This is a genomic window from Mycobacterium europaeum, assembly GCF_002102155.1.
GTDB classification, from domain to species: domain Bacteria; phylum Actinomycetota; class Actinomycetes; order Mycobacteriales; family Mycobacteriaceae; genus Mycobacterium; species Mycobacterium europaeum.
The window spans coordinates 37478-58846 of the sequence record NZ_LQOU01000008.1 but is presented as its reverse complement, the minus strand read 5'-3'; the positions used below and the strand labels follow the sequence as shown (position 1 = coordinate 58846).

The window sequence follows — 21369 nt, the reverse complement described above, 5'->3', positions numbered from 1 at the left end:
CATGCAAGAACGAGAGATGACGATGCGCGAGGCACTCAACCTCGCGCTGGATCAGGCGCTCGCCGCCGACGACCGGGTGTTCCTGCTCGGTGAGGACATCGCCGACCCCGGGGCGTCGGGGCCGACGGCGGGCCTGTCGACGAAGTACGGCCACGACCGCGTCCTGGACACCCCGATCTCGGAGGCGGCCATCGTCGGCGCGGCCGTCGGCGCGGCGATCGACGGCCTGCTGCCGGTCGCCGAGATCATGATCATGGATTTCATCGGCATCGCCGCCGACCAGCTGATCAACAACGCGGCCAAGCTGAGGTTCATGACCGCCGGCCGCACGACGGCTCCGCTCACCATCCGCACGCAGGTCTACGCCGGGCTGGCCACCGGGGCCACGCATTCGCAGAGCCTGGAGGCCTGGTTCATGCACATCCCGGGCATGAAGGTCATCGTGCCGGCCACGCCCCGGGACGGGAAGGGCCTCCTGACGACGGCGATCTTCGACCCCGATCCCTGCCTGTTCGTCGAAACGATCCGGCTGCAGGGCAAGAAGGGTCGCGTCCCCGCCGATCCCGGGTTCGCAATCCCGTTGGGGCGGGCCGACATCAAGCGGCCGGGCACCGACGTGAGCCTGATCGGCTACGGGCGCTGCGTACACGACGCGCTGACCGCCGCGGCCACGCTGGGAGAACAGGGCATCAGCGCCGAAGTCGTCGACCTGCGCACCCTGGTTCCGCTCGACGTCGAGACCGTCGTCGCCTCCGCACGCCGCACCCGCCGAGCCGTCGTCATCCACGACGCGGTCCAATTCGCCGGTCCCGGAGCGGAGATCGCCGCGATCCTGCACTCGGAGCTGTTCTCCGAACTGGCCGCACCCGTCGAACGGGTGGCCGCCCGCTTCGTCCCCAACCCGGCCGCGGCGGCGCTCGAGGCCCAGGTGTACCCCTCCCCGCAGCGGATCGTCGCGGCCGCGCGCAAGACCCTTGCGGGGGCGAGAGTGCATGGCTGACTTCGTCATCCGCATCCCGCGCGTCTCGGTGGCCGTGTCGGAAGCCGAGCTCACCGGCCTGCTCGTCGACGCCGGCCAGCACGTGGAAGCGGGCACACCGATCTACGCGATCGCCACCGAAAAGGTGGAACAGGAAATCGAGGCGGGAGCGTCGGGCACCGTGCACTGGACGGGCCGGGTCGGGACCACCTACGACATCGGCGCCGAAATCGGCGTCATCACTTCGTGAACCAGGAAAGGTGAGCACGCATGGATCTCAACGAGACTCGCGAGAGAATCATCTACCAGAAAGAGGGGCCCATCGCCCGGGTCACGCTGAACTGGCCGGAGAAGGCGAATGCCCAGGACCAGAAGCTGGCCGAAGAGGTCGACGCCGCGCTGGCCGACGCCGACCGCGACTACGACATCAAGGTGCTCGTGCTCAAGGCCAACGGCAAGGGCTTCTGCTCGGGGCACGCGATCGGCAACAACGCGGTCGACTACCCGGCCTTCGTCGAGGGCGCCAAAGTCATGGGCACGCCGTGGAAGCCGCAGACCGACCTGTTCGTCAAGCCGGTGCTCAACCTGTGGGAGTTCTCCAAGCCGACCATTGCCCAGGTGCACGGATACTGCGTGGGCGGGGGCACGCACTACGGGCTCACCACCGACATCGTGATCGCCTCCGAAGACGCGTACTTCTCCTACCCGCCGCTGCAGGGCTTCGGCATGCCGTCGGGTGAATGCTCGATCGAACCATGGGTTTTCATGAACTGGCGGCGCGCCGCCTATTACCTGTACCTCGCCGAGGTCATCGACGCCAAGAAGGCCCTGGAGGTCGGCCTGGTCAACGAGGTGGTGCCGCGCGACCAACTCGACGACCGCGTGGAGGCGATCGCCCGCCACATCGCGCAGGCGCCGATGACCACGCTGCTGGCCACCAAGGCCAACCTGAAGCGGGCCTGGGAGTTGATGGGCATGCGGGTGCACTGGCAGAGCTCGAACGACCTCGTCGCCCTGGCCTCCATCAGCAAGGACGTCCAGGAGCTGATCCAGACGGTGTTCCGCGACAAGGTGTTGCCGTCGGAGCAGGCGCGGCGCCAGGCCGCGGCGGCCGCATCCACCGACGGCGCCACCGCCCCTTAGGTTTTCGCAGGTTCACCGGTGAACATCGCCGAGCACGCCGCCGGGGCCGGGAACGCGCCGGCCCTGATCGTCGCGGACGGCGACACGATCTCGCACGCCGAACTTTACGCCCGCAGTCAACGGGTCGCCGCGGCGCTGCACGACGCCGGGCTGCGCCCCGGTGACGGCGTGGCCCTGATCCTGCCCAACCGGTCCGAGTTCCTCGAGATCACCTGGGGCTGCCAGCTATCGGGGCTCTACTACACCGCGGTCAACACCCACTTCACCCCGGACGAGGCCGCTTACGTCGTCGAGGATTCCGAGGCGCGGGCGGTGTTCGTGGACACGACGGACGCCGCCCTGCGCGACGTCGCCGCCCACGTGCGCGAGGCCAACACCGCCGTGACCGTCCACCTCGCCGTAGGGGGGTCCCTGCCCGGCTGGCGCGCGTACGAGGACGTGCTGGCGCACGCGGGCGACGCGCCGCCGGTCAGGGACGGGTCGGAGATGCTGTACTCGTCGGGAACCACGGGGCGCCCCAAGGCCGTCCGCCGGCCCCTGCCGACCGACGGCAACGGCTCATGGGCTCAGGCGGTGCTGGAACTGGCGTTGACCCACAAGTACGGGATGAGCCGGTCCAGCGTGTACCTCTCCCCGGCACCGCTCTATCACGCCGCCGGGGTGAACTACACCATGGCCGTCAACCGCGTCGGCGCGGCGGCGATCCTGATGCACAGGTTCGACGCCGAGGCCGTGCTGCGGCTGATCGAGACCCACCGGGTGACCCACGCGCAGTTCGTGCCCACCATGTTCGTGCGAATGCTCAAGCTGCCCAGGGCGGTTCGGGAGCGCTACGACGTCTCGAGCCTGCGATGCGTCATCCACGCGGCCGCGCCCTGCCCGGTCGACGTCAAGCAACAGATGATGAAGTGGTTCGGGCCGATCATCCACGAATATTACGGTGGCACCGAGGGATTCGCGGGTACGACGATCGGTCCCGACGAATGGCTGGCCCATCCCGGTTCGGTGGGCAGGCCCATGTCGCCGGTGCACGTCATCGGAGACGACGGCGTCGAGCTTCCCGCCGGCCAATCCGGCGAGCTCTTCTTCGAGGGCGGTCCCGATTTCGAATACTTCAAGGACGCCGCCAAGACCGCTTCGGTGTCCAACGACCGCGGCTGGCGCACGCTGGGCGACGTGGGATACGTCGACGAGGACGGATACCTCTACCTGACCGACCGGTCCACGTTCATGATCGTCTCCGGCGGGGTGAACATCTATCCCCAGGAAGTCGAGAACCTGCTGATCATGCATCCCAAGCTCGTCGACGCGGCGGTCTTCGGGGTTCCCAACGAGGAGTTCGGCGAGGAGGTCAAGGCCGTCGTGCAGCCGATCGACGGCGTCGCGCCGGGTCCTGGCCTCGAGGCCGAGCTCATCGAGTACTGCCGCGTACACGTGGCCGGCTACAAGTGCCCGCGCAGCGTCGAGTTCGTCGCCGAATTGCCCCGCGACCCCAACGGAAAGCTGTACAAGAGGCGCATTCGCGAGCGTTACTGGCAGGGGCGGGCATCGCGGATCGTGTGACCAACGAGGGATGGCGAGATGGCTTTCAAGACAGACGCAATGGCAGGCGCCGTGCACGGGACACCGCTACCGGTGCCGTGGGCGGTCCAGGCCGTCGATCGCATTCCCAAGCAGCGGTACTACGACACCGACTTCTACGCGCTCGAGGCGGAGAACTTCTGGCCCCGCGTCTGGCAGATGGCCTGCCGGCTCGAGGAGATTCCCAGGCCCGGCGACTTCGCCGAGTACGAGATCCTCGACCAGTCGCTCATCGTGGTGCGGGTCGACAGCGAGACGGTCCGGGCCTACCACAACGCGTGCCGTCATCGCGGGGTGAAATTGGTGGAAGGCCGGGGGAACCGGCGGACCTTGGTCTGCCCCTTCCACGGCTGGTGCTGGGGCCTCGACGGCAGCAACACGTTCGTGTTGCGGCCCCAGGCGTTCGCCGAGGAGAACATGAATCCGCAGGACCTGCAGCTGGTTTCGGTCCGGTGCGAGACCTGGGGCGGATGCGCGTGGATCAACCTGGATGACGAGGCCCCCGCGCTGCGCGACTGCCTGGAGCCCTTCGCGTCGATCTACGACGCCTGGAAGGTGGAGTCGCTGCGGGTCGAGTGGTGGCAGTCGTGCCGGTTGCCGGTCAATTGGAAGCTGGCGACGGCGGCGTTCATGGAGGGATACCACGTCCCGCAGACCCATCCGCAGTTGCTGCCGTCCGCGCAACAGGACGGCCCGGCGAGCTCCGCGGTGCACCCCGTCATCGCGAGCAGCCTGTACTTCATGCGGACCCTGGGCACCGGGATGGGCGGCATGACGCACGACAACGACATCCGAATCGCCGAGGGCCTGCAGCACCTGGAGCTGCCCGCCGACCCCGCCGCGGCGCTGGGCGCCTGGCGCAGCGCCCTCAACGACGCCGTCGTGGCCTGGCATCGGGCCCGGGGCAGCGACATGCCCGACCTCAACGAGCTGGTCCGCCGCGGCATCACCGACGCCATCGGGTTCTGCTTCCCGCATTACTTCCTCCTGCCCACCTACAGCAGCGCGTCGTCGTACCGCATCCGCCCGCTCGGGCCCGAGGACACGCTGTTCGAGATCTGGTCGCTCACCCGGTTTCCCGACGACGCCTCGGCGGGCAAGCTCCAACCGCCCGACCCCATGGCGCCCGACGACCCGCGCTGGCCGCCGATCCCCGCCCAAGACTTCTCCAATCTGCCGAGGCAACAAAAGGGATTGCATTCCAAGGGCTTTGACTACATGCGGTTGTCCGACCAGATCGAGGGGCTGATCTCCAACTTCGAACGCGTCATCGACGGCTTCCTCGCCGGTCTGCCGTACAACGCGCTGGTGCCCGCGATCCAGAAGACCAACACCACCATCGACGTGCCGGTCGCCGACCTGGGCTTCAGCGCGGGGCCACGATGACCACCCGATGGGACCGCTCCGTGGATCTGCTGATCGCGGGCAGCGGGGGCGGCGGCATGGTCGCCGCGCTGGCGGCGCTCGACTCCGGGATCGAACCCCTGGTGGTCGAGAAGCAGCCGCTGGTGGGCGGTTCCACCGGACTTTCGGGTGGCATGGTGTGGCTGCCGAACAACCCGCTGATGCGGGCCGACGGCGTCCCGGACTCGCACGAGGAGGGGCTCGCCTACTTCGACGACGTCGTCGGCGACATCGGCCCGGCGTCGTCGCCGGCGCGGCGCGAGACGTTCCTCACCGCCGGCTACGAGATGATCAATTTCCTGACCCACCAAGGTGTTCGGTTCGTGCGGTGCCCGGGCTGGAGCGACTACTACCCGAATCACAAGGGCGGCAACGAAGCCGGTCGCGCGATCGAGTGCGTCCCCTACGACGCGGCCGCCCTGGGGAGCTGGCGCGAAAAGGTCCAGCCCTCGATGGCCAAGGCCTACGGCGGGTTCGTTCTCAAGACGAACGAGCTGCGCGCGGTGCAGTATTTCAATCGGTCGCCGCGCGCCTTCGCCGTCGCGACGCGGGTGTTCGCCCGCACCAGGACGGCCAGGCTCCTCCACCGGGAGATGCTCACCAACGGCGCATCGCTCATCGGCCAGATGCTCAAGGCGCTGATCGACCGGCGCGGCGAACCACCGATCTGGACCGGGGCCGCAATGGAGGACCTGATCGTCGAGGACGGCCGTGTCGTCGGCGCACGCGTCGCGCGGAACGGCGCCGCGCTCAACGTCGAGGCCCGCAAGGGCGTCCTGCTGGCCGCCGGCGGGTTCAGCCGCAACCCGGACATGCGGCGCCGCTACAGCGGCGAGCAGCCCAACGAGGGGATCTGGTCGATCGCGAACGCGGGCGACACCGGCGAGGTGTTGCAGACGGCGATCGGGCTGGGCGCGAAGACCGATCTGATGGACGAGGCCTGGTGGCTGCCATCGGTGTTCATCGCCGACGGCGGCGACGCGGCACGGGCGCTGGGCAGCGGCCGGCAGCGGCCCGGCGCCATCTATGTCGACGGGACCGGCCGGCGGTTCTGCAACGAGTCCAACTCCTACGTCGAGGTGGGCAAGGCCATGTACGCGAACAAGGCCGTGCCGTGCTGGATGGTGTTCGACCAGGGCTACATCGGCCGATACGTGTCGGGGGCCAACCCGTTCAAGCGGCGCCGCCTCCCCGAAGATCTCATCACGCGCGGCGCCGTAGTGCGGGGTGAGACCATCGGCGACCTCGCGCGCCACATGGGTGTTCCGCCCGACGCGCTGGAGCGGACGATCAAGCGGTTCAACGGGTTTGCGGCCAAGGGTCTCGACCCGGACTTCGGCCGCGGCCAGTCGGCCTACAACGCCTGTCTGGGCGATCCCGGATATCGCCCCAACGCCGCGCTCGGCCCCCTCGAGCGGTCACCGTACTACGCCACCAAGGTCGTTCCGGCCGACGTCGGAACGTGCGGCGGGGTGATCACCAACGAGCACGCACAGGTCATCGGCGAGGACGACCGCGTGATCGACGGACTGTACGCGACGGGCAACATCACCGCGACGGTGATGGGCCGGAACTACCTGGGCGCCGGCGGGAGCATCGCCTACACCATGGTCTTCGGCTACGTCGCGGCCCGCCACGCCGCCGGCCGCAGTGACGCCGACGATCCGGGCCGCTAACCTCCGCGAGCAGACAGAAAATCGCCTAGTTGGCCGCGGAATTATGCGACTTTGCGTCTTCTCGCGCTAAGAAGTCTCGTCGCGGCCGACGAACTCTCGTGGCTTCATGCCCGACTGCTTCAGCTCGGCCCGCCGCGCCTGGACATCGGAGGCGGCGCCGACCATGTTGGTCAGGATGTGGCTGACCTGCAGGTGAACGCGCATGCCCATCAACTCCCACGCGCGCTTCACGTTGTTCTTCACCGCCATCAGCGTGGTCAACGGGATTTGGGCGATCTTGTGGGCCATCTCCTCGACGACGTCCTCGAGGTCTTCGCGCGGCACGACGCGGTTGAGCAGCCCCCAGTCGAGGGCTTGCTGGGCCGAGAGGGTCGGGGCCAGCAGCAGCCAGTCCATGGTGCGGTGCCAGTTCATCAGCAGCCACGGCTCGATCATGGTGTGGCCGCCGGGTTCACCGAGGCTTTGGGCAAGCGGCATTTGGAAATACGCGTCGTCGGACGCCACGCAGAAGTCGGTGAGCAGGCCGAGATAGATCCCGCCGCCCATGCAGTAGCCGTGAATGGCGGAGATGGTCGGCTTCGGGAATTCCCACAGGTACAGCGTCGGCCACAGGAACAGGTCGGCGGTGCCCTTGTACAGGTCCTCGAACGTTTCGCCGAAGTCCGGATAGGGGTTCTCGTCGGGTCCCCAGCGGGCGACGTGTCCGCCGCAGAATCCTTTTCCGTTGGCCTTGAGGATGACGACCTTGATCTCCTTGTCCCGGTCGGCTTCGTGCAGGCATTCGTCGACCTCGGTGACCAGGACCGCATCCTTGGTGTTGGCCTTGTCGACCCGGTTCAGGACGATCCGCGCAATCGGCGGCTCGCGCTCGTAGATGACCGCTTCGAGGACGCGCCGCTCCATCTGCGTGACATTACCCGGCCGGGGGCCGAAATGGCACCGCCAGACGCCATTCCGGCGAGCCGCGATTGACACGGCGAAACCGCTTGCGCCTCAGCGTTCTTCCTGTCCCGCGCGCGCCACCAGCCAGGCGTGGCCCGCGCCTTCGCCGGCGGCGAGCACGTCGAGATCGGCGAACGCCGCGGGTAGCTCACCGGCAACCGCGCGAAACGGCCCTGGGGCGGCGCCGACTTCGCTCAGCACGGCGATCGCCAGCAGGCCGCCGGGTGCCAGGCGTTCGATGATCGCCCGGTCGAGGCGGCGGTCGCGGAATCGATTGCACAGGATGACGTCAGCGGGCGGGCCGGCCGGCAGCCCGTGGTCCAGGTCGACGACCTCGAAGTGGCACCGATCGCTCACTCCCGCGCGCTCGGCGAGGTCGCGCGCCCGGCCCACCGCCACCGGGGATACGTCGAATCCCTCGACCCGAAGTCCGCGCGTCGCGAGCCATACGGCCGCGAGGCCGGGCCCGCACGCGAGGTCGAGTGCCCTTCCGGCAGTAGGAAGTACGTCCGCATGGGGCGTCAGGAAGTCGGGTGGTCCCACCGCGTCCCCCGACGGTGGTGCCATGGTCTGGTACCGCTCGTCCCAGCGATGCCGGTCGGCCTCGGCCATAGCCGCAACTGTAGAACCCGGTAGGACGTTGTAGGGGCTTTCAGCGTCTTCCTACACTGGACGGGTGTCCAAAGATGCGGTTCGCCGGTCGGATCGCCGGCCGGGGCAGACGATCCGCAAGGTTCTCGACGCCGGGCTTCAGGAGTTGCGGGGGTCGTCGTACGCGAACCTGACGATGCGCTCGGTGGCGACCCGGGCCGGAGTCTCGCCGGCCAGCGCCTACACCTACTTTCCGTCCAAAAGCGCGCTGGTGGCGGCGGTGTACCTGCGGTTCCTGCGCGAGTTGCCGCTGCACACCGACGTCAACGACACGACCAGGACGCGGGTCAGCGCGACGCTGCGCGACATGGCCGTCGTGGTCGCCGACGAGCCGGAGCTGACCGCCGCCTGCGGCGCGGCCCTGATGGCCGACGACCCGGCGGTCACGCCGATTCGTGAGCAGATCGGGCACGAGGTCGCCGCCCGCATCGGCGCCGCGCTGGGTCCGGGTTGGCCGCGCGCCGTGAAAACCACGCTGCAGCTGGCCTTCTCCGGCGCGTTGATGACCGCCCGGTTCGTCAGCTTCGACGAGATCGAGGGGCAACTCGACGAGGCCGTCGATCTGATCCTGGGTGCCTCCGTCGCGTGAACCGCTGCGCGGCAACGACTAAGCCACCGTTGTCAAGCTGTTCGACGCCTGGCCGGCCCTCAGGAAGCGGCCGAACTTCTGCTTGCCCAACGCGGGTGCGGCCCGGCCCGCACCGAACGCGAACTGCCCCGCCACGAGCACGGCGCTGACGGTGTCGTCGTTGCGGTTGACCATCCGGGACAACCCGCCGTAGGACGCCACCGGATGCTCGGCGTAGCGGTCGAGCGAGGCGTCGAGCTTGTCCGGGTTGATGACGACGACGTCGGCGCGATCCCCTTCGCGCAGGGTGCCGGCGTCGATTCCGTACCACGCCCCGAGTTCGCCGGTGAGCCGGTGCACGGCACGCTCGACCGACATGAACGGGGTGCCGTGCTTGTCCGCCTGGTGCACGTGCCGCAGCAGACGAAGCCCGGAGTTGTAGAAGGCCATGTTGCGCAGGTGCGCACCGGCGTCCGAGAAACCCATCTGTACGGTCTCGCTCCGCGCCAGCTTCTTGAGCACCTCGGGACGATGGTTGGAGATCGTGGTGCGCCAGCGCAGCTTTTCGCCGTGCTCCACCACCAGGTCGAGGAACGCGTCCACCGGATGCAGCCCGCCGCGGTCCAGCCCCACCCGACCGAACGACTTGCCCACCACGGACGGGTCGGGGCACGACACGATCTCGGCGTCGAAGAAGTCGCGGTGCCACACCCGGGGGCCGAACCTCTTGTCGTAGTCCTCCCGAAACCAGCGGCGGTAGTCCTCGTCGCGCATGAGCCGGTTGCGCTCGAGCTCATTCTGCAGGTGCAGCGCCGCGGCGCCGGCGCCGAACTCCTCGAACACCACCAGCGAGATCCCGTCGGCGTAGACCTCGAACGGCACCGGCAGATGCTGCCACCGGAAGTCGCCGCCGAGTCCGTTGACGACCCGGGCGAGGGAGTCCATGAGGTGGATCACCGGCGGGATGGCCTTGATGTCGGCTGCCGAGAGCAGGCTGGTCTTCAGCCGGGGACGACCGAACCCCAGCGACGTCGCCAGCTGCGATACGACCGAGAGCGGATTCTTGATATCGGGTCCCGATTGCAGGATCTTGTTGCGCCGCCGCAGGATAGCGTTCAGCCGGCGCAGTTCCCGGGGCCTGGCGTAGGTCGACGGCAGGGTGCGCGACCGGCAGACCTCGCCGTCGAGTTTGTCGAACAGTAGTTGCTGTGACGACATCCCGACGAAGCCTTCGTCGAGCGCCTCGTCGAGCATCGACTCCATCCGCGCCAGTTCCGCCGCCGACGGCCGGGCGTCCTTGCGGGTCGCGCGGTCGAGTCCCATCGTCGCCGCGCGCATGTCGGAGTGCCCCATGAACGCCGCAACGTTGGGGCCCAGGTTCCGCCGGTCGAGTTCGGCAACGTACTCGGCGGGATTGGTCCAGGAGCGGGCCGCGTTCAGGTGTTCGATGACATAGCGCCGGGGAATCGCCTCGACCCGGCCGAAGATGTCGCCCGCGTCCACGTTGTCCAGATACACCGTGGACAACGAACACGATCCCAGCATCACGGTGGTCACGCCGTGCCGCAGCGATTCGGAAAGTTCGGGCTCGCAAAGTACTTCGACGTCGTAATGGGTGTGGATGTCGATGATGCCGGGGATGACCCACTGGCCCGTCGCGTCGATGACGTCGGCGCCCGCCGTGTCGAGTGGTTCGGAGCTGATGGTGGCCACCCGGCCGTCGCGCACCCCGATGTTTCTGCGCGCCGACGGCGCACCCGTCCCGTCGAACCAGCGTCCGTTCACGATCACGGTGTCGTACTGCAATGTTCGGCCTTTCTGCCGCCGGACGCGCCACATCCGCGGTGATCATACATAGTTTCCGAAGTGTCTGGCCACGCTGTGCGGCGCCCGCGGGGCGTCAACCTGCGACGATCACGATCCACCAGCCGCTATGATCCAGCTGTGGGGATCACCGACTACGGGTTTGCCGCCCGTTAGATGCGCAGTCACGGTTGGGCGGGCAACACGCCCGCCTCCGACGAGGAGGCGATCGAGCGCATCCTGGATGCCGCCGATGCGATCATCGAGGAACGCGGCTCGGCGATGCGGATCGCCGACGTGGCACGGGCGCTCGGGGTCACCCGCCAGACCGTGTACCGGTACTTCCCGGGAACGCAGGCACTGCTGGTGGCCTCGGCGATGCGGTCGGCCGACGGGTTCCTGGACCGGATGGCCGCCCACCTCGACGGCGTCACCGACCCGGTCGTGGCGATGACGGAGGGCATGGCATTCGCCATCGAGCAGCTCGCCTCGGACAACCAGGTGGAATTCGTGCTCAATCAACGCCATCGGGGCGGCCAGAAAGTGTCGATCGTCTCCGATACCGCCCTGGCGTTCGGGCGGTCCATGCTGCATCGCTACGACATCGACTGGGAGAGTTACGGTTTCGATGAAGCCGGTCTCGATGAATTGAATGAATTCAGCCTGCGGGTGCTGCACTCGTTCCTCGCCGACCCGGGGCGTCCGGCGCGCAGCGGTGCCGATCTGCGGCGCTATCTCACGCGTTGGCTCGGGCCGGCGATCGCCTATCCGCAGCTGCTGCGCGCGATGGCCGCGCTGCAAAGCCCCGAGCCGCCGCGCACGCGGCGGCGCCCTTTCAAGGCATCCTGACGGCGCGTCGGGCGGCGTTGACGACAACCACAAGGAGCGGGCATGACGGGCCTCGGACAGATCGCGCTCAACAGTGCGCCCGTCTTCGGCGGCGCGATGCTGGCGGTCGCCGCCGGCCAATTCCGGGCCCCGGATTTCCGGGGGCTGATCAAAGACGACATGGATCTGTTGGACCGGCTCCCCCCTGAGGCCGGCGCCAGGCGCGCTGAGCTGCAACGCACCATCGACGCCCGCATCGACGACCTGATCGAGAGCGCGGAGCGAAGCAGGGCGCTGCGCAAGGCGGCGTTGTCCTACCAGGGGAACTGGCGGGACATCGTGCTGGTGGTCTGTGTGGTGTTGTTCACCGTCATCTGGTGGGACGTCGACCACAGCAGGGGCAACTGGTTGCCGATGTTCGTCCTGCTGATCGTCCTGACCGTGGTGAGTGCCGCCTATGCGTTTCGCGGCGTGCTGCGGGCCGCCCGTTCGCTGCTGCACCGACACCCCCCGGGGACGGACACGCCGCGGTAGCCCGTGGCGGGTCGCCGCACCCTGCCCCGACGTCGAGGTGGTGTTCGCCCGGGCCGCATCGGCCAGGCGGCCGATTTCGCCGCCGGCCGCCGGTAGCCGGGCGCCTAGACTGACCACCGTGGCCGGGAATCCGATCGAGAGCGTCGGAAGTGCGGCCTTCGACGTCGCTGACCGGCTGGCGATCATCAACCTGTTCGGCGCCTACGCCTACACCTATGACCACAACCGGCTCGACGAGTTTCGCACGCTGTTCACCGAGTCGCCGGAACTCGTCCTGTTGCACGAGGGCCAACCGTTGTCGGCCGACATCGAAACGGTCATGAGCCTGCTGGCGGCCCGGAAGGCGGCATTCAAGGCCGAATACAACCAACGCCGCCACGCCCTGAACTCGTTCTGGTTTTCCGGCCAAGGCGCCGACGAGGCGACGGGACACTGCTACGTCCAGGTCTTCGCCATCAAGGACGGTGGTCCGCCCGTTGCCGACCTCACCGGATGCTATGACTTCACCGCCGTCAAGCGCGACGGCAGCTGGAAGTTCAGTCGGTGGGTGGTGGGCCTCGATCAGAGCCAGTCGGGCAGCCCGTGACCGCGCGGGATCAGCGCGGCCCGGAGCCGGCGTCGAGCACGTCGAGCGCCGCGTCGATGTTGGGCATGATCGTCGGGCCGTAGCGGGTCACCAGCTGCCCGAGCGCGCGGGCGATATGGGGTCCGACGGTGCCGGCGGCCAGGACCTCCTCGGCCAGGACGATGCCGTTCACCACGTGCGCGGCGCTCACCCGACCGTCGACCGTGAGCTCGTAGCGCCAGTCGCCGATCTGCACCCGCTCCGGCTGCGATCGGAAAAAGCCGCGCCGGGCGGGAACGACGACCACCCCCGGAACCCCGGAAAACACCTTGAGTACCACCCCGACTCCCCCGGGCCCGGCCAGGGCGGTTCCGACGACCCGGCCGACCCGATCGTGATCGAGGCCCGTCATCAATCGCTCATGGGCAGGACGAACGACGGCGTCAGCGTCTGCGCCTCACCGCTGTGACGCACCGCGGTGCCGGCCACGTAGAACTCGACGGTGTGTTGCCCCCACGCGTAGTTCGAGATGGCGAAATGCACTCCGACAACACCGGTTGCGCCGTCGCGCTCGGCTTCACTTTGCATGCGTGCCATCGCCAGCTCGCGGGCCTGGTAGCTGCCCTGCGTCCACTGCGGCATCTCGGCATTGCGCCCCATCTGGCTGAGCGTGCGCAGGAAGCCTTGCACCGCAATGTGAAACACGCAGTTGCCCATCACGAACGCCACCGGGGCGAACCCCGATCGCAGCAGGGTCGTCAGGTCCTGCCCGGACAGGTGGCTGGTGAACGCCTGACCGTTGGGGCGCCGATAGGCGCCGGGCTGCTGCGTGTAGCGCACCGCGGTTCCGACCGCGATGAACTCCAGGTGCTCGCCCTCCCCCTGGTGCCGCCATTCGAGGCGGACACCGACCACACCGTCGGCGCCCAGCGCGTCCGCCTCCGCCTGCATCCGCGACATGGCATTCCAGCGCGCCCGATAGGTCGCGTCGGTGAGCACCGGCAGTTCGGATTGTTGCCGGATACCGCTGAATTGATAACCGACGTGGTAGACCGACACGCCCATCACGAGTTCGATCGGTTCGAACCCGGCCCCGTGCAGCAAGGCGAATTCGTTGATCGACAGATCGGATGTGAACACCTTGCCCGCGTGCGAGAGCCGTTCGCTGGCGACGGGGTCGAGCGGGTTCGATTGCATTGTCAAAACACCCTCCTGCGCTTCGCAGGACAGCGTAGGCGGCGCACATCCCTAACGTGCGACTTTCGGGCGGACCGCCGTGGCGTCCCGCCGCTCAGCGCGCGGCTTGCGCGGCGGCGATCATCTCGTGCACATCGCCGACCGCCCAGGGCCCGGCGTCATGGTGGTCGCGGTAACCGAGCACCCGCGGGGCCGGCCGGTCGAAGCGACCAACGAATCCGCCTGCGGCGACAAAGATCTCGCCCGTGACGGCCTGCGCGAGGTCGCTCACGAGATAGGCATACACGGGGGCAACGAAGGCCGGTGGGGCGCTGTCCAGGGAGGCCCGCATGGTCATTTCGTCCAGCAGCCCTCGGCGGTGCAGGTCCTCGATGTGCTCCTCGTACTGGGCGCCCGTCGACAGGCGCGTGCGGGCCCCGGGACACACGACGTTGGCCCGCACGCCGTGCGCCTTCAATTCGGCGGCGACGGCCAACGTCAGGGCGTTCACCCCACCTTTGCCCGCGGGATAGCCGGTGCCGCCGTAGTCGCCCAGGAACGCCACCGAACTGGTGTTGACGATGGCACCGTGTCCCTGCGCCGCCATGACGCGCGCCGCCGCCCGCGACGTGTGGAACGCCGAGCCGAGGTGGGCGCTGACCAGGCGGTCGAAGTCTTCGGGCGAGATGTTGAGGATCGAGGAGCCGGGCGGCTCGGCGATCCCGACGCAGTTGATCATGGCGTCCAGCCGCCCGTGGGTACGCACGCAGTCGTCGACGAGAAAGCCGGCGACGCGCCCCTCGTCAGCGGGTCCGACCACTGCGCTGGCATGTCCGCCCGCCGCCGTGATCGCGGCGACGGTCTCCTCGACGGCGTCCCCATCACGCCCGTTGACGACAACGCCTGCCCCCAGGTCGCAGAGCAGTTCGGCGACCGCGCGGCCGATCCCACGGCTGCCGCCGGCCACCACCACGCCCCGCCCGTCCAGCAGGCGCCCGTCGCCGCTCACCGCCACGGGCGTCGTAATACGTTGTGCAGGACGCGTTCCCGGCGCCGGTCGAGTGCCGGACGCGGGGGCTCGGTCACGAACATTAGGCGAACAGTACCCAGCCGGTACAGAAATGAGAACCGCAGTCAGTACTTTTCCTGCCGGCAAACGCGCCAACGTAGGCAAGCGGCACCGGCTGTGCGCACCGCAAACCTCGCGGCCGGCCATCCGGCCGGGCATCGGCGCGTTGTACGCCCGACCACCGGTTCGGCCCGCTGGCCTGCACATACGTCGGCGAAAGCTCCCACGCGCTCAGGGCGCGGCGGAAACCGTTGCGGGCGAGCCGAGGAGCCCGCTTGCCCTCGGCGATCGCGGGCCCATGCGTTGAGGCGTATAGTCGCCAGTGAAGTCCGTTATGGACGTGTCGCCGTTTAGCTCAAAGCGGCCAGTCAGCCGCACGGCTACTGAGCTTGATATGGCTCCGGCGACGAACACCCCGAGTCATATCCCTTTGGTAGGCCGAGCGCGCTGGATAACCGACCAGTCCCGCGGATACAGGGTGCAGTGAGGCGACCGTACGCATAGCTGCCGTCTCTCGCTGCAAGCGACTCGAGGAGTGAGTCAGCAATGCAGAAATGTTTGTGCGCAAAACTTTCCAGGATCTGCCGTGCCGAGGCCGGGCGCGTGCGCCTATGACCGATGTAATCGCATCCACCCGTCCCGCCCCGCGCCGCGACACCAAAGCCGACGATTCTTACGACGACGTGGTCGAAATGTTTGTGGCGCTGCGCCGGATGCCGGCGGAGTCACACGAGTACAGCCGCCAGCGCGAACGGATCGTGGCACGATGCCTGCCCCTGGCCGACCATGTGGCCAGCCATTTCGCGCGCCGCGGGGAAGGTCTCGACGATCTCGTCCAGGTGGCGCGGCTTGGTCTGATGAACGCCGTCAACCGGTTCGATCCCGACAAGGGCCCCAGCTTCATCGGCTTCGCGGTCCCGACCATGATGGGCGAGGTTCGCCGCTACTTCCGTGACTACAGCTGGGGTATGCGGGTTCCGCGGCGGCTGCGTGAGCTACACGTACAGATCAGCAGGACGACCGGCGACCTGGCCCAGAGGCTGGGACGTGCGCCCACCGCGGGCGAGCTGTCGCAAGAGCTGGACGTGCCCCGCGAGGAGATCGTCGAGTGCCTCGTGGCGGGCGACGCCTACCGGCTGGATTCCCTGGACGCGCCGGTGGGCACCGACGGCTCGGGGTCACCCCGGCTGGTCGCTGATGCGGTCGGCGGCATCGATCCGCAGATCGAGCACATCACCAATCGGGAGGCGCTGCGCGTCCTGGTGGCCGCACTTCCGGGGCGCGAACGCGACGTCTTGCGCATGCGGTTCTTCGAGTCGATGACGCAGAGCCAGATCGCCGAGCGGATCGGCGTGTCGCAGATGCAGGTCTCCCGCATCCTGGCCAGCACCCTGCGCTGCCTGCGCGACCAACTGGAGTAGCCCTCCATCGCCCGCCCAGGGGCCTTCGGCGCCACCGCGGCGCCGCGACGCAATGTGTACTGTGCGATTCGGAAACGAACTCGACAGTGGCGCCGGAGGCGGCCTGGAAGGGAGCTCGAGCGATGACGACCTCACGGACGGTGACCGCGGGCGTCGCGGCGGCGGCGGCGCTGGCAGTGGCGATCGCGGGGTGCAGCAAGCATCCGGCGCCGTCGACGCCTAAACCGGGCTCGTCCAGCCCGACCACCAGCGCCCCCGGCTCGACACCGGCCTCGTCGGCGTCCCCGCAGGCCAACCAGTACACCGGGCTGTTGATCCAGGCGAGCGACATCAACGCGCCGATCCCGTTCACCGCCACCCCGCCGACCAGCAACCCGAACGGCCAGCCGGGCGTCGCGACGACGTTCAAAGACGAGGACGGCAGCCACGTCATCAAGGACACGATCCAGGTGCTCGCGGACCCCGACGCGGCGACGAGCGCGTTGAACGCGGCCAAGGGTGCGCAGGGTGATGTGATCAAGAACCCGACAACGCAAGCGGCCAACGTGGGCACGGGCGGAACGACCCTGATGGGCAACTCCCCGGACAAGAGCAAGGGCGTGACGATACTGCTGTTCACCGAGGGCAGGGCCTTCGTCACGTTGGAATTCGACGGGCCCCCCGACACGCTTGCCCCGGCCGACTTCGTCAACGACGTGGGCCAGAAGCAGGACGCGGCCATCAAGAAGGGGCTCGGCGGCTGACCGCCGGCTGACCGCCCAACACACCAAGGAGCCCGATGACCGTCATCAACGGCCTGCCCGCCCATGCCCTGCTGCTGCACTTCGTGGTGGTGCTCGTACCGCTGACCGCCGTGCTGGAGATCGTGTGCGTGTTCTGGCCGACGGCGCGGCGGGGCCCGCTGTTGTGGCTCGCAGCGATGTCGGCTGCCGCCACCATGGTGTTGACGCCGATCACGGTCAACGCCGGGGAATGGCTTTACGACCTGAGGGCCAAACCCAGCGCGATCCTGCAAAAGCATGCCGACCTGGGCGCGACGATGACCTACTTCTCCGCCGCACTCCTGGCGGCCGCGTTGGTGCTGGTGGTGATGCGCCTGATCGAAAACCGCACGGAAAAGAGCCACATTGTCGTCCGGGCGACCATTGCGATACTGGTGCTCGCCGTCGCCATCTCATCGATGGTCCAGATCTACCGCGTGGGTGATGCTGGGGCCCAATCGGTTTGGGGCGGCGAAATCGCCAAATTGGAACAGGCGCACCACCCGGGTTAGCGGTCGTCGCGGCGCCTATGCCGTAGGCGTGAGGAGAAACAGCCGGAATTGCCGGCCGCCCGCACGGTCCTGGGCGACCCGATAGTTCGGCCAGTGCGCCAGCGCCGTGGACCACGCCTGCTCGCGCTCCGCACCGGTGAGCAACCGCACCGTCGCGACGAAGCGCTGGCCGCGCCGGCGGACCGTAACCCGTTGTGTGGCCTTCAAATTCGCCGACCATGATGGGTGGCGATCCCGGCCCCAGTTCGAGCCGACCAGCAACAGGCCGTTCTCGACGGGCACGTACTGCACCGTCGCCGTGCGCGCGAGCCCCGTCTTGCGACCCGACGTGGTGACCTGCACGTTGGGCAGACCGGCGAGGTCCAGAACACCGAGCCGACCGTTTGTCGCGAAGCGCAGCAGCGCCTCGAGTCCCTCGGCGACCGGCCGACCATTCAGGACGAGCCGGCGATAGGCCGCCGGATTGCGAGCCACCCGCTGGAGCGGATTCATACGAAGACTGTATTCCCGGGGCGGCCAGGCTCGGGCGTCGACGCAATGAAATCACCTTGAAGGGCCGGGGATTGAGAACCCCGAGGCTTACGCATCGCGCGGCGGCCGCCGCACTCGTTAAATAAATGGCTTGATTTAATCCGCCCCGCCGTGTTCACTGAGGCGATGACCGCCGAGCGGATCGCCCGCTCCGACAGGTCGACGGGCACGCGGGAGGCGATCCTGTCGGCCGCGGAAGTGCTGTTCGCCGAACGCGGCATGTATGCCGTATCGAACCGGCAGATCAGCGAGGCGGCCGGGCAAGGTAACAACGCCGCCGCTTGTTACCACTTCGGCACCAGGACCGACCTGCTCCGGGCGATCGAAAGCAAGCATCGCGAGCCGATCGAGCGCGTGCGGGCGCAGATGCTCACGGCCATCGGCGATTCGACCGAGCTGCGCGACTGGGTGGGCGCGCTGGTGCGGCCACTCACCGATCACCTGCACACACTGGGTACCCCCAGCTGGTACGCCCGGTTCGCGGCCCAGGCCATGGCCGACCCCACCTACCGCCACGTGGTCACCAAGGACGCGCTCGCCTCCCCGTTGCTCGTGCGGACCATCGACGGAATCAATCGGTGCCTACCCGACCTGCCCCGGCGGGTGCGTTCCGAACGGATGGTCATGGTCCGCAACCTGCTCATGCACACCTGCGCCGAGCACGAAGGCGCGCTCGCCGAACACGGACCGCGGTCCCGTTCGGCCTGGCCGGTCGCCGGCGAAGGGCTGATCGACGCGATCGTCGGCCTGTGGCTGGCACCGGTCCACGTGGCCGCGGCGGGCAGCTAGCCCACCAAGCGGAGAACGATCCCAGCACCCAGGAGAGCGATGACCGAGATCCCGACCGCCACCGACGTACCGGAGTTCCCGATGTCACGCGCGCCGGGTTGCCCGTTCGCCCCGCCGCCGAAGGTGTTGGAGCTCAACGCCGAAGCCCAGTTGAGCCGCGTCCGGATCTGGGACGACAGCACGCCGTGGCTGATCCACGGCTACGAGGCGATCCGGGCGTTGTTCACCGACTCGCGGGCCAGCGTCGACGACCGGCTGCCGGGGTATCCGCACTGGAACGCCGGGATGCTGGCGACCGTGCACAAGCGGCCGCGTTCGGTGTTCACCTCCGACGCCGAAGAGCACACCCGATTTCGCCGGATGCTGTCGAAACCGTTCACCTTCAAGCGCGTCGAGGCGCTGCGCCCGGCGGTGCAGAGAATCACCGACGACCACATCGACGCGCTGCTGGCCGGCCCCAAGCCGGGAGACCTCGTCAACACGTTGGCACTGCCGGTCCCGTCGTTGGTCATCAGCCAGTTGTTGGGCGTGCCGTACGAGGACGCGGATTTCTTCCAGGCGCAGGCGCAGCGGGGCATGGGCCGGTACGCCACCGAGGAGGACACCGCGCAGGGGGCCGCATCGTTGGCGAAGTACCTGGCGAACTTGGTGCGCACCAAAATGGAAAGCCCGTCGGAGGACCTGGTGTCCGACCTCGCCGAGCGGGTCAACGCCGAGGAACTCAGCGTGCGCGAGGCCGCGCAATTGGCCACCGGTGTGCTGATCGCCGGCCACGAGACCACCGCCAACATGATCAGCCTGAGCATCGCGGCCTTGCTCGAGCATCCCGACCAGTTGGCCCTGCTGCGCGACACCGACGACCCCAAGGCGATCGCGGTCGCGGTCGAGGAATTGATGCGCTACCTCAGCATCATCCAGACCGGTCAGCGCCGCATCGCCGTCGAGGACATCGAGGTGGCCGGCGTGACGATCCGCGCGGGCGAGGGCATCATCCTCGATGTCGCGCCGGCGAACTGGGATATCCGCCAATTCCCCGACCCGGACCGGCTCGACCTGCGCCGCGAGGACGGCCCACACGTCGGCTTCGGCTACGGTCGCCACCAGTGCGTCGGGCAGCAGCTGGCCCGGATGGAGCTGCAGATCGTCCTGCCCACCCTGCTGCGCCGCGTCCCGACGCTGCGGCTCGCCGTACCGCTGGAAGAGTTGCCGTTCAAACACGACGCGCTGGCCTACGGCCTCTACGAGCTTCCGGTGACATGGTGAACCCGGGGCGACTTCAGGCGCGCACCCTGTACCCGGAGGGCGTGATCGGCGCGCCCAAGCACCGCCGCGGCCGGGCCGCCGCCGCCAGCACCGGCCTGCCGCCCGGCACCGAGGTGTTCTCCGCCGACAACCACATCTCGGTGGCCGACGACATCTTCTACGAGCGCTTCCCCGACGAACTGAAGGACTACGCGCCGAGGATCTGGTACGAGGACGGCGCCTACCTGCTCGGCCGGCCGGGCCAATCGATGGTGGTCGGCGACTTCAGCGCGGTGCTCATGCAATACGACGACCTCGCCGGTGCGGTCAGCAACAACATCGACGCCCGCGTGCGTGAACTCGCCGAAGACGGCGTCGACAAGGAACTGGTGTTCCCCAACGCGGTGCTGGCCCTGTTCCACTATCCCGACAAGGACCTGCGGGAGCGCATCTTCCGCATCTACAACGAACACATCGCCGCCGTGCAGGAGCGTTCCGATGGCCACTGCTACGGGGTGGGGCTGATCAACTGGTGGGATCCGCGCGGCACCCGGCGCACGCTGACCGAGCTGAAGTCGCTGGGGCTCAAGACATTTCTGATGCCGATCAACCCCGGCATCGACGACAACGGCCACGCGATCGACTTCTCGAGCACCGCGATGAGCGCCGTGTGGGACGAGATCGAGGACGCCGGCCTGCCCGTCACCCATCACATCGGTGAGAGCCAGCCGAAAGTCCCGAGCGAGGTCAACAGCGTCGCGGTGGCCATGATGGTCAACATCGACTCGTTCCGGGAGATGTTCTCCAAGTATGTCTTCGGCGGCATCCTGGACCGCCATCCGCGGCTGCGGGTCGGCTGGTTCGAGGGCGGCATCGCCTGGATCCCCCCGGCTTTGCAGGACGCCGAGCACGTCCTGGCCTCCTATCGGCACATGCTGGCACACCAGCCCGAACACGACGTGCGCCATTACTGGGACGCCCACATGTGCGCGTCGTTCATGGTGGACGGCCTCGGGCTCGCCCAGATCGACGAAATCGGAATCGGCAAGGTGATGTGGTCCTCGGACTACCCACACAACGAAAGCACCTACGGCTACTCGGAGCGGTCGCTGGCCGCAGTGGTCGACGCCGTCGGTCCCGAGGATGCGGTCCGCGTCGTCAGCGGAAACATCAGAAACTTCCTGGGGCTCTGAG

The 21369-nt window shown here is 68.1% G+C and carries 23 protein-coding genes; 16 read left to right on the top strand and 7 right to left on the bottom strand.

The genetic code is table 11. The features are described from left to right. Position 1: 1 nt before the first annotated feature. The 6 genes from AWC03_RS02860 to AWC03_RS02835 are packed head-to-tail and all read left to right on the top strand — an operon-like array spanning position 2 to position 6783. Positions 2-1000, top strand: a complete 999-nt coding sequence (locus AWC03_RS02860) for an alpha-ketoacid dehydrogenase subunit beta (protein ID WP_085239021.1) — start codon at positions 2-4, stop codon at positions 998-1000. Next, positions 993-1229 carry a lipoyl domain-containing protein gene (locus tag AWC03_RS02855; protein WP_085239020.1) on the top strand — a complete coding sequence of 79 codons (237 nt, stop codon included), beginning with the start codon at positions 993-995 and terminating at the stop codon, positions 1227-1229. The genes AWC03_RS02860 and AWC03_RS02855 overlap by 8 nt, the downstream gene beginning before the upstream one ends. A gap of 20 nt (positions 1230-1249) precedes the next feature. After that, positions 1250-2122 carry an enoyl-CoA hydratase-related protein gene (locus AWC03_RS02850; protein ID WP_085239019.1) on the top strand — a complete coding sequence of 291 codons (873 nt, stop codon included), beginning with the start codon at positions 1250-1252 and terminating at the stop codon, positions 2120-2122. An 18-nt stretch (positions 2123-2140) separates the two neighbouring features. Beyond that, a complete protein-coding gene (locus AWC03_RS02845; protein WP_085239018.1) occupies positions 2141-3685 on the top strand; it encodes an acyl-CoA synthetase in 1545 nt (514 codons plus the stop codon). A gap of 18 nt (positions 3686-3703) precedes the next feature. Continuing rightward, positions 3704-5089: an aromatic ring-hydroxylating oxygenase subunit alpha gene (locus AWC03_RS02840; protein WP_085239017.1), complete on the top strand. Its 1386-nt coding sequence runs from the start codon at positions 3704-3706 to the stop codon at positions 5087-5089. Beyond that, on the top strand, positions 5086-6783 hold the full coding sequence (locus AWC03_RS02835) for an FAD-binding protein (RefSeq protein ID WP_085239016.1): 1698 nt from the start codon (positions 5086-5088) through the stop codon (positions 6781-6783). The genes AWC03_RS02840 and AWC03_RS02835 overlap by 4 nt, the downstream gene beginning before the upstream one ends. Positions 6784-6849: 66 nt before the next feature. On the opposite strand, the gene AWC03_RS02830 is transcribed toward AWC03_RS02835, so the two are convergent. Continuing rightward, positions 6850-7686, bottom strand: a complete 837-nt coding sequence (locus tag AWC03_RS02830) for an enoyl-CoA hydratase-related protein (RefSeq protein ID WP_085239015.1) — start codon at positions 7684-7686, stop codon at positions 6850-6852. A gap of 90 nt (positions 7687-7776) precedes the next feature. After that, entirely contained in the window at positions 7777-8337 is a 561-nt protein-coding gene (locus AWC03_RS02825) for a class I SAM-dependent methyltransferase (protein ID WP_085239014.1), read from the bottom strand. Between the two features lie 64 nt (positions 8338-8401). On the opposite strand from AWC03_RS02825, the gene AWC03_RS02820 reads away from it, so the two are divergent. Continuing rightward, complete coding sequence (locus AWC03_RS02820; RefSeq protein ID WP_085239013.1) at positions 8402-8965, top strand: TetR/AcrR family transcriptional regulator; 564 nt, start codon at positions 8402-8404, stop codon at positions 8963-8965. A gap of 18 nt (positions 8966-8983) precedes the next feature. Here the strand turns inward: AWC03_RS02820 and AWC03_RS02815 are convergent, their stop codons facing one another. Then, positions 8984-10750 carry an N-acyl-D-amino-acid deacylase family protein gene (locus tag AWC03_RS02815; protein ID WP_085239049.1) on the bottom strand — a complete coding sequence of 589 codons (1767 nt, stop codon included), beginning with the start codon at positions 10748-10750 and terminating at the stop codon, positions 8984-8986. A 174-nt stretch (positions 10751-10924) separates the two neighbouring features. Here AWC03_RS02815 and AWC03_RS02810 point away from each other — a divergent pair, with 174 nt between their 5' ends. From AWC03_RS02810 to AWC03_RS02800, 3 genes are all read left to right on the top strand, one after another. Next, entirely contained in the window at positions 10925-11596 is a 672-nt protein-coding gene (locus AWC03_RS02810) for a TetR/AcrR family transcriptional regulator (protein WP_085239012.1), read from the top strand. 42 nt (positions 11597-11638) lie between these two features. After that, positions 11639-12109 (top strand): hypothetical protein, encoded by a 471-nt coding sequence (locus AWC03_RS02805; protein ID WP_085239011.1) that lies wholly within the window; start codon positions 11639-11641, stop codon positions 12107-12109. A gap of 118 nt (positions 12110-12227) precedes the next feature. Then, positions 12228-12695, top strand: a complete 468-nt coding sequence (locus AWC03_RS02800) for a nuclear transport factor 2 family protein (RefSeq protein WP_158089945.1) — start codon at positions 12228-12230, stop codon at positions 12693-12695. A 10-nt stretch (positions 12696-12705) separates the two neighbouring features. Here AWC03_RS02800 and AWC03_RS02795 read toward each other — a convergent pair whose 3' ends face one another. The 3 genes from AWC03_RS02795 to AWC03_RS02785 all read right to left on the bottom strand — a co-directional run bounded on the left by AWC03_RS02795 (position 12706) and on the right by AWC03_RS02785 (position 14865). After that, positions 12706-13086, bottom strand: coding sequence for a DUF5073 family protein (locus AWC03_RS02795; RefSeq protein WP_085239009.1), 381 nt, complete (start codon positions 13084-13086; stop codon positions 12706-12708). Further along, entirely contained in the window at positions 13086-13871 is a 786-nt protein-coding gene (locus AWC03_RS02790) for a heavy metal-binding domain-containing protein (protein ID WP_085239008.1), read from the bottom strand. Before AWC03_RS02790 ends, AWC03_RS02795 begins: the two co-directional genes overlap by 1 nt. Positions 13872-13965: 94 nt before the next feature. Then, positions 13966-14865 (bottom strand): SDR family NAD(P)-dependent oxidoreductase, encoded by a 900-nt coding sequence (locus AWC03_RS02785; protein ID WP_085239007.1) that lies wholly within the window; start codon positions 14863-14865, stop codon positions 13966-13968. Between the two features lie 665 nt (positions 14866-15530). Here AWC03_RS02785 and AWC03_RS02780 point away from each other — a divergent pair. From AWC03_RS02780 to AWC03_RS02770, 3 genes are all read left to right on the top strand, one after another. After that, complete coding sequence (locus AWC03_RS02780) at positions 15531-16340, top strand: SigB/SigF/SigG family RNA polymerase sigma factor (RefSeq protein WP_085239006.1); 810 nt, start codon at positions 15531-15533, stop codon at positions 16338-16340. Positions 16341-16462: 122 nt separating this feature from the next. Further along, complete coding sequence (locus tag AWC03_RS02775; protein WP_085239005.1) at positions 16463-17083, top strand: hypothetical protein; 621 nt, start codon at positions 16463-16465, stop codon at positions 17081-17083. Positions 17084-17118: 35 nt separating this feature from the next. Continuing rightward, complete coding sequence (locus AWC03_RS02770) at positions 17119-17613, top strand: DUF2231 domain-containing protein (protein ID WP_085239004.1); 495 nt, start codon at positions 17119-17121, stop codon at positions 17611-17613. 15 nt (positions 17614-17628) lie between these two features. Here AWC03_RS02770 and AWC03_RS02765 read toward each other — a convergent pair whose 3' ends face one another. Beyond that, complete coding sequence (locus AWC03_RS02765) at positions 17629-18105, bottom strand: nitroreductase family deazaflavin-dependent oxidoreductase (protein ID WP_085239003.1); 477 nt, start codon at positions 18103-18105, stop codon at positions 17629-17631. Positions 18106-18255: 150 nt separating this feature from the next. Here AWC03_RS02765 and AWC03_RS02760 point away from each other — a divergent pair, with 150 nt between their 5' ends. The 3 genes from AWC03_RS02760 to AWC03_RS02750 are packed head-to-tail and all read left to right on the top strand — an operon-like array spanning position 18256 to position 21368. After that, positions 18256-18933, top strand: coding sequence for a TetR/AcrR family transcriptional regulator (locus AWC03_RS02760; RefSeq protein WP_085239002.1), 678 nt, complete (start codon positions 18256-18258; stop codon positions 18931-18933). 39 nt (positions 18934-18972) lie between these two features. Next, a complete protein-coding gene (locus AWC03_RS02755; RefSeq protein ID WP_085239001.1) occupies positions 18973-20196 on the top strand; it encodes a cytochrome P450 in 1224 nt (407 codons plus the stop codon). Then, the gene (locus AWC03_RS02750) at positions 20190-21368 is read left to right on the top strand and encodes an amidohydrolase family protein (protein WP_085239000.1); all 1179 of its coding nucleotides are present in this window, start codon (positions 20190-20192) and stop codon (positions 21366-21368) included. Before AWC03_RS02755 ends, AWC03_RS02750 begins: the two co-directional genes overlap by 7 nt. Position 21369: the final 1 nt, after the last annotated feature.

What these genes read in the sequence shown, in the direction of transcription:
- AWC03_RS02805 (WP_085239011.1), top strand. Translation starts at nt 11,639, where the DNA reads ATGACGGGCCTCGGACAGATCGCGCTCAACAGTGCGCCCGTCTTCGGC.
- AWC03_RS02750 (WP_085239000.1), top strand. Translation starts at nt 20,190, where the DNA reads ATGGTGAACCCGGGGCGACTTCAGGCGCGCACCCTGTACCCGGAGGGC.
- AWC03_RS02780 (WP_085239006.1), top strand. Translation starts at nt 15,531, where the DNA reads ATGACCGATGTAATCGCATCCACCCGTCCCGCCCCGCGCCGCGACACC.
- AWC03_RS02840 (WP_085239017.1), top strand. Translation starts at nt 3,704, where the DNA reads ATGGCTTTCAAGACAGACGCAATGGCAGGCGCCGTGCACGGGACACCG.
- AWC03_RS02835 (WP_085239016.1), top strand. Translation starts at nt 5,086, where the DNA reads ATGACCACCCGATGGGACCGCTCCGTGGATCTGCTGATCGCGGGCAGC.
- AWC03_RS02810 (WP_085239012.1), top strand. Translation starts at nt 10,925, where the DNA reads ATGCGCAGTCACGGTTGGGCGGGCAACACGCCCGCCTCCGACGAGGAG.
- AWC03_RS02830 (WP_085239015.1), bottom strand. Translation starts at nt 7,686, where the DNA reads ATGGAGCGGCGCGTCCTCGAAGCGGTCATCTACGAGCGCGAGCCGCCG.
- AWC03_RS02765 (WP_085239003.1), bottom strand. Translation starts at nt 18,105, where the DNA reads ATGAATCCGCTCCAGCGGGTGGCTCGCAATCCGGCGGCCTATCGCCGG.
- AWC03_RS02775 (WP_085239005.1), top strand. Translation starts at nt 16,463, where the DNA reads ATGACGACCTCACGGACGGTGACCGCGGGCGTCGCGGCGGCGGCGGCG.
- AWC03_RS02790 (WP_085239008.1), bottom strand. Translation starts at nt 13,871, where the DNA reads ATGCAATCGAACCCGCTCGACCCCGTCGCCAGCGAACGGCTCTCGCAC.
- AWC03_RS02770 (WP_085239004.1), top strand. Translation starts at nt 17,119, where the DNA reads ATGACCGTCATCAACGGCCTGCCCGCCCATGCCCTGCTGCTGCACTTC.
- AWC03_RS02860 (WP_085239021.1), top strand. Translation starts at nt 2, where the DNA reads ATGCAAGAACGAGAGATGACGATGCGCGAGGCACTCAACCTCGCGCTG.
- AWC03_RS02855 (WP_085239020.1), top strand. Translation starts at nt 993, where the DNA reads ATGGCTGACTTCGTCATCCGCATCCCGCGCGTCTCGGTGGCCGTGTCG.
- AWC03_RS02850 (WP_085239019.1), top strand. Translation starts at nt 1,250, where the DNA reads ATGGATCTCAACGAGACTCGCGAGAGAATCATCTACCAGAAAGAGGGG.
- AWC03_RS02755 (WP_085239001.1), top strand. Translation starts at nt 18,973, where the DNA reads ATGACCGAGATCCCGACCGCCACCGACGTACCGGAGTTCCCGATGTCA.
- AWC03_RS02795 (WP_085239009.1), bottom strand. Translation starts at nt 13,086, where the DNA reads ATGACGGGCCTCGATCACGATCGGGTCGGCCGGGTCGTCGGAACCGCC.
- AWC03_RS02825 (WP_085239014.1), bottom strand. Translation starts at nt 8,337, where the DNA reads ATGGCCGAGGCCGACCGGCATCGCTGGGACGAGCGGTACCAGACCATG.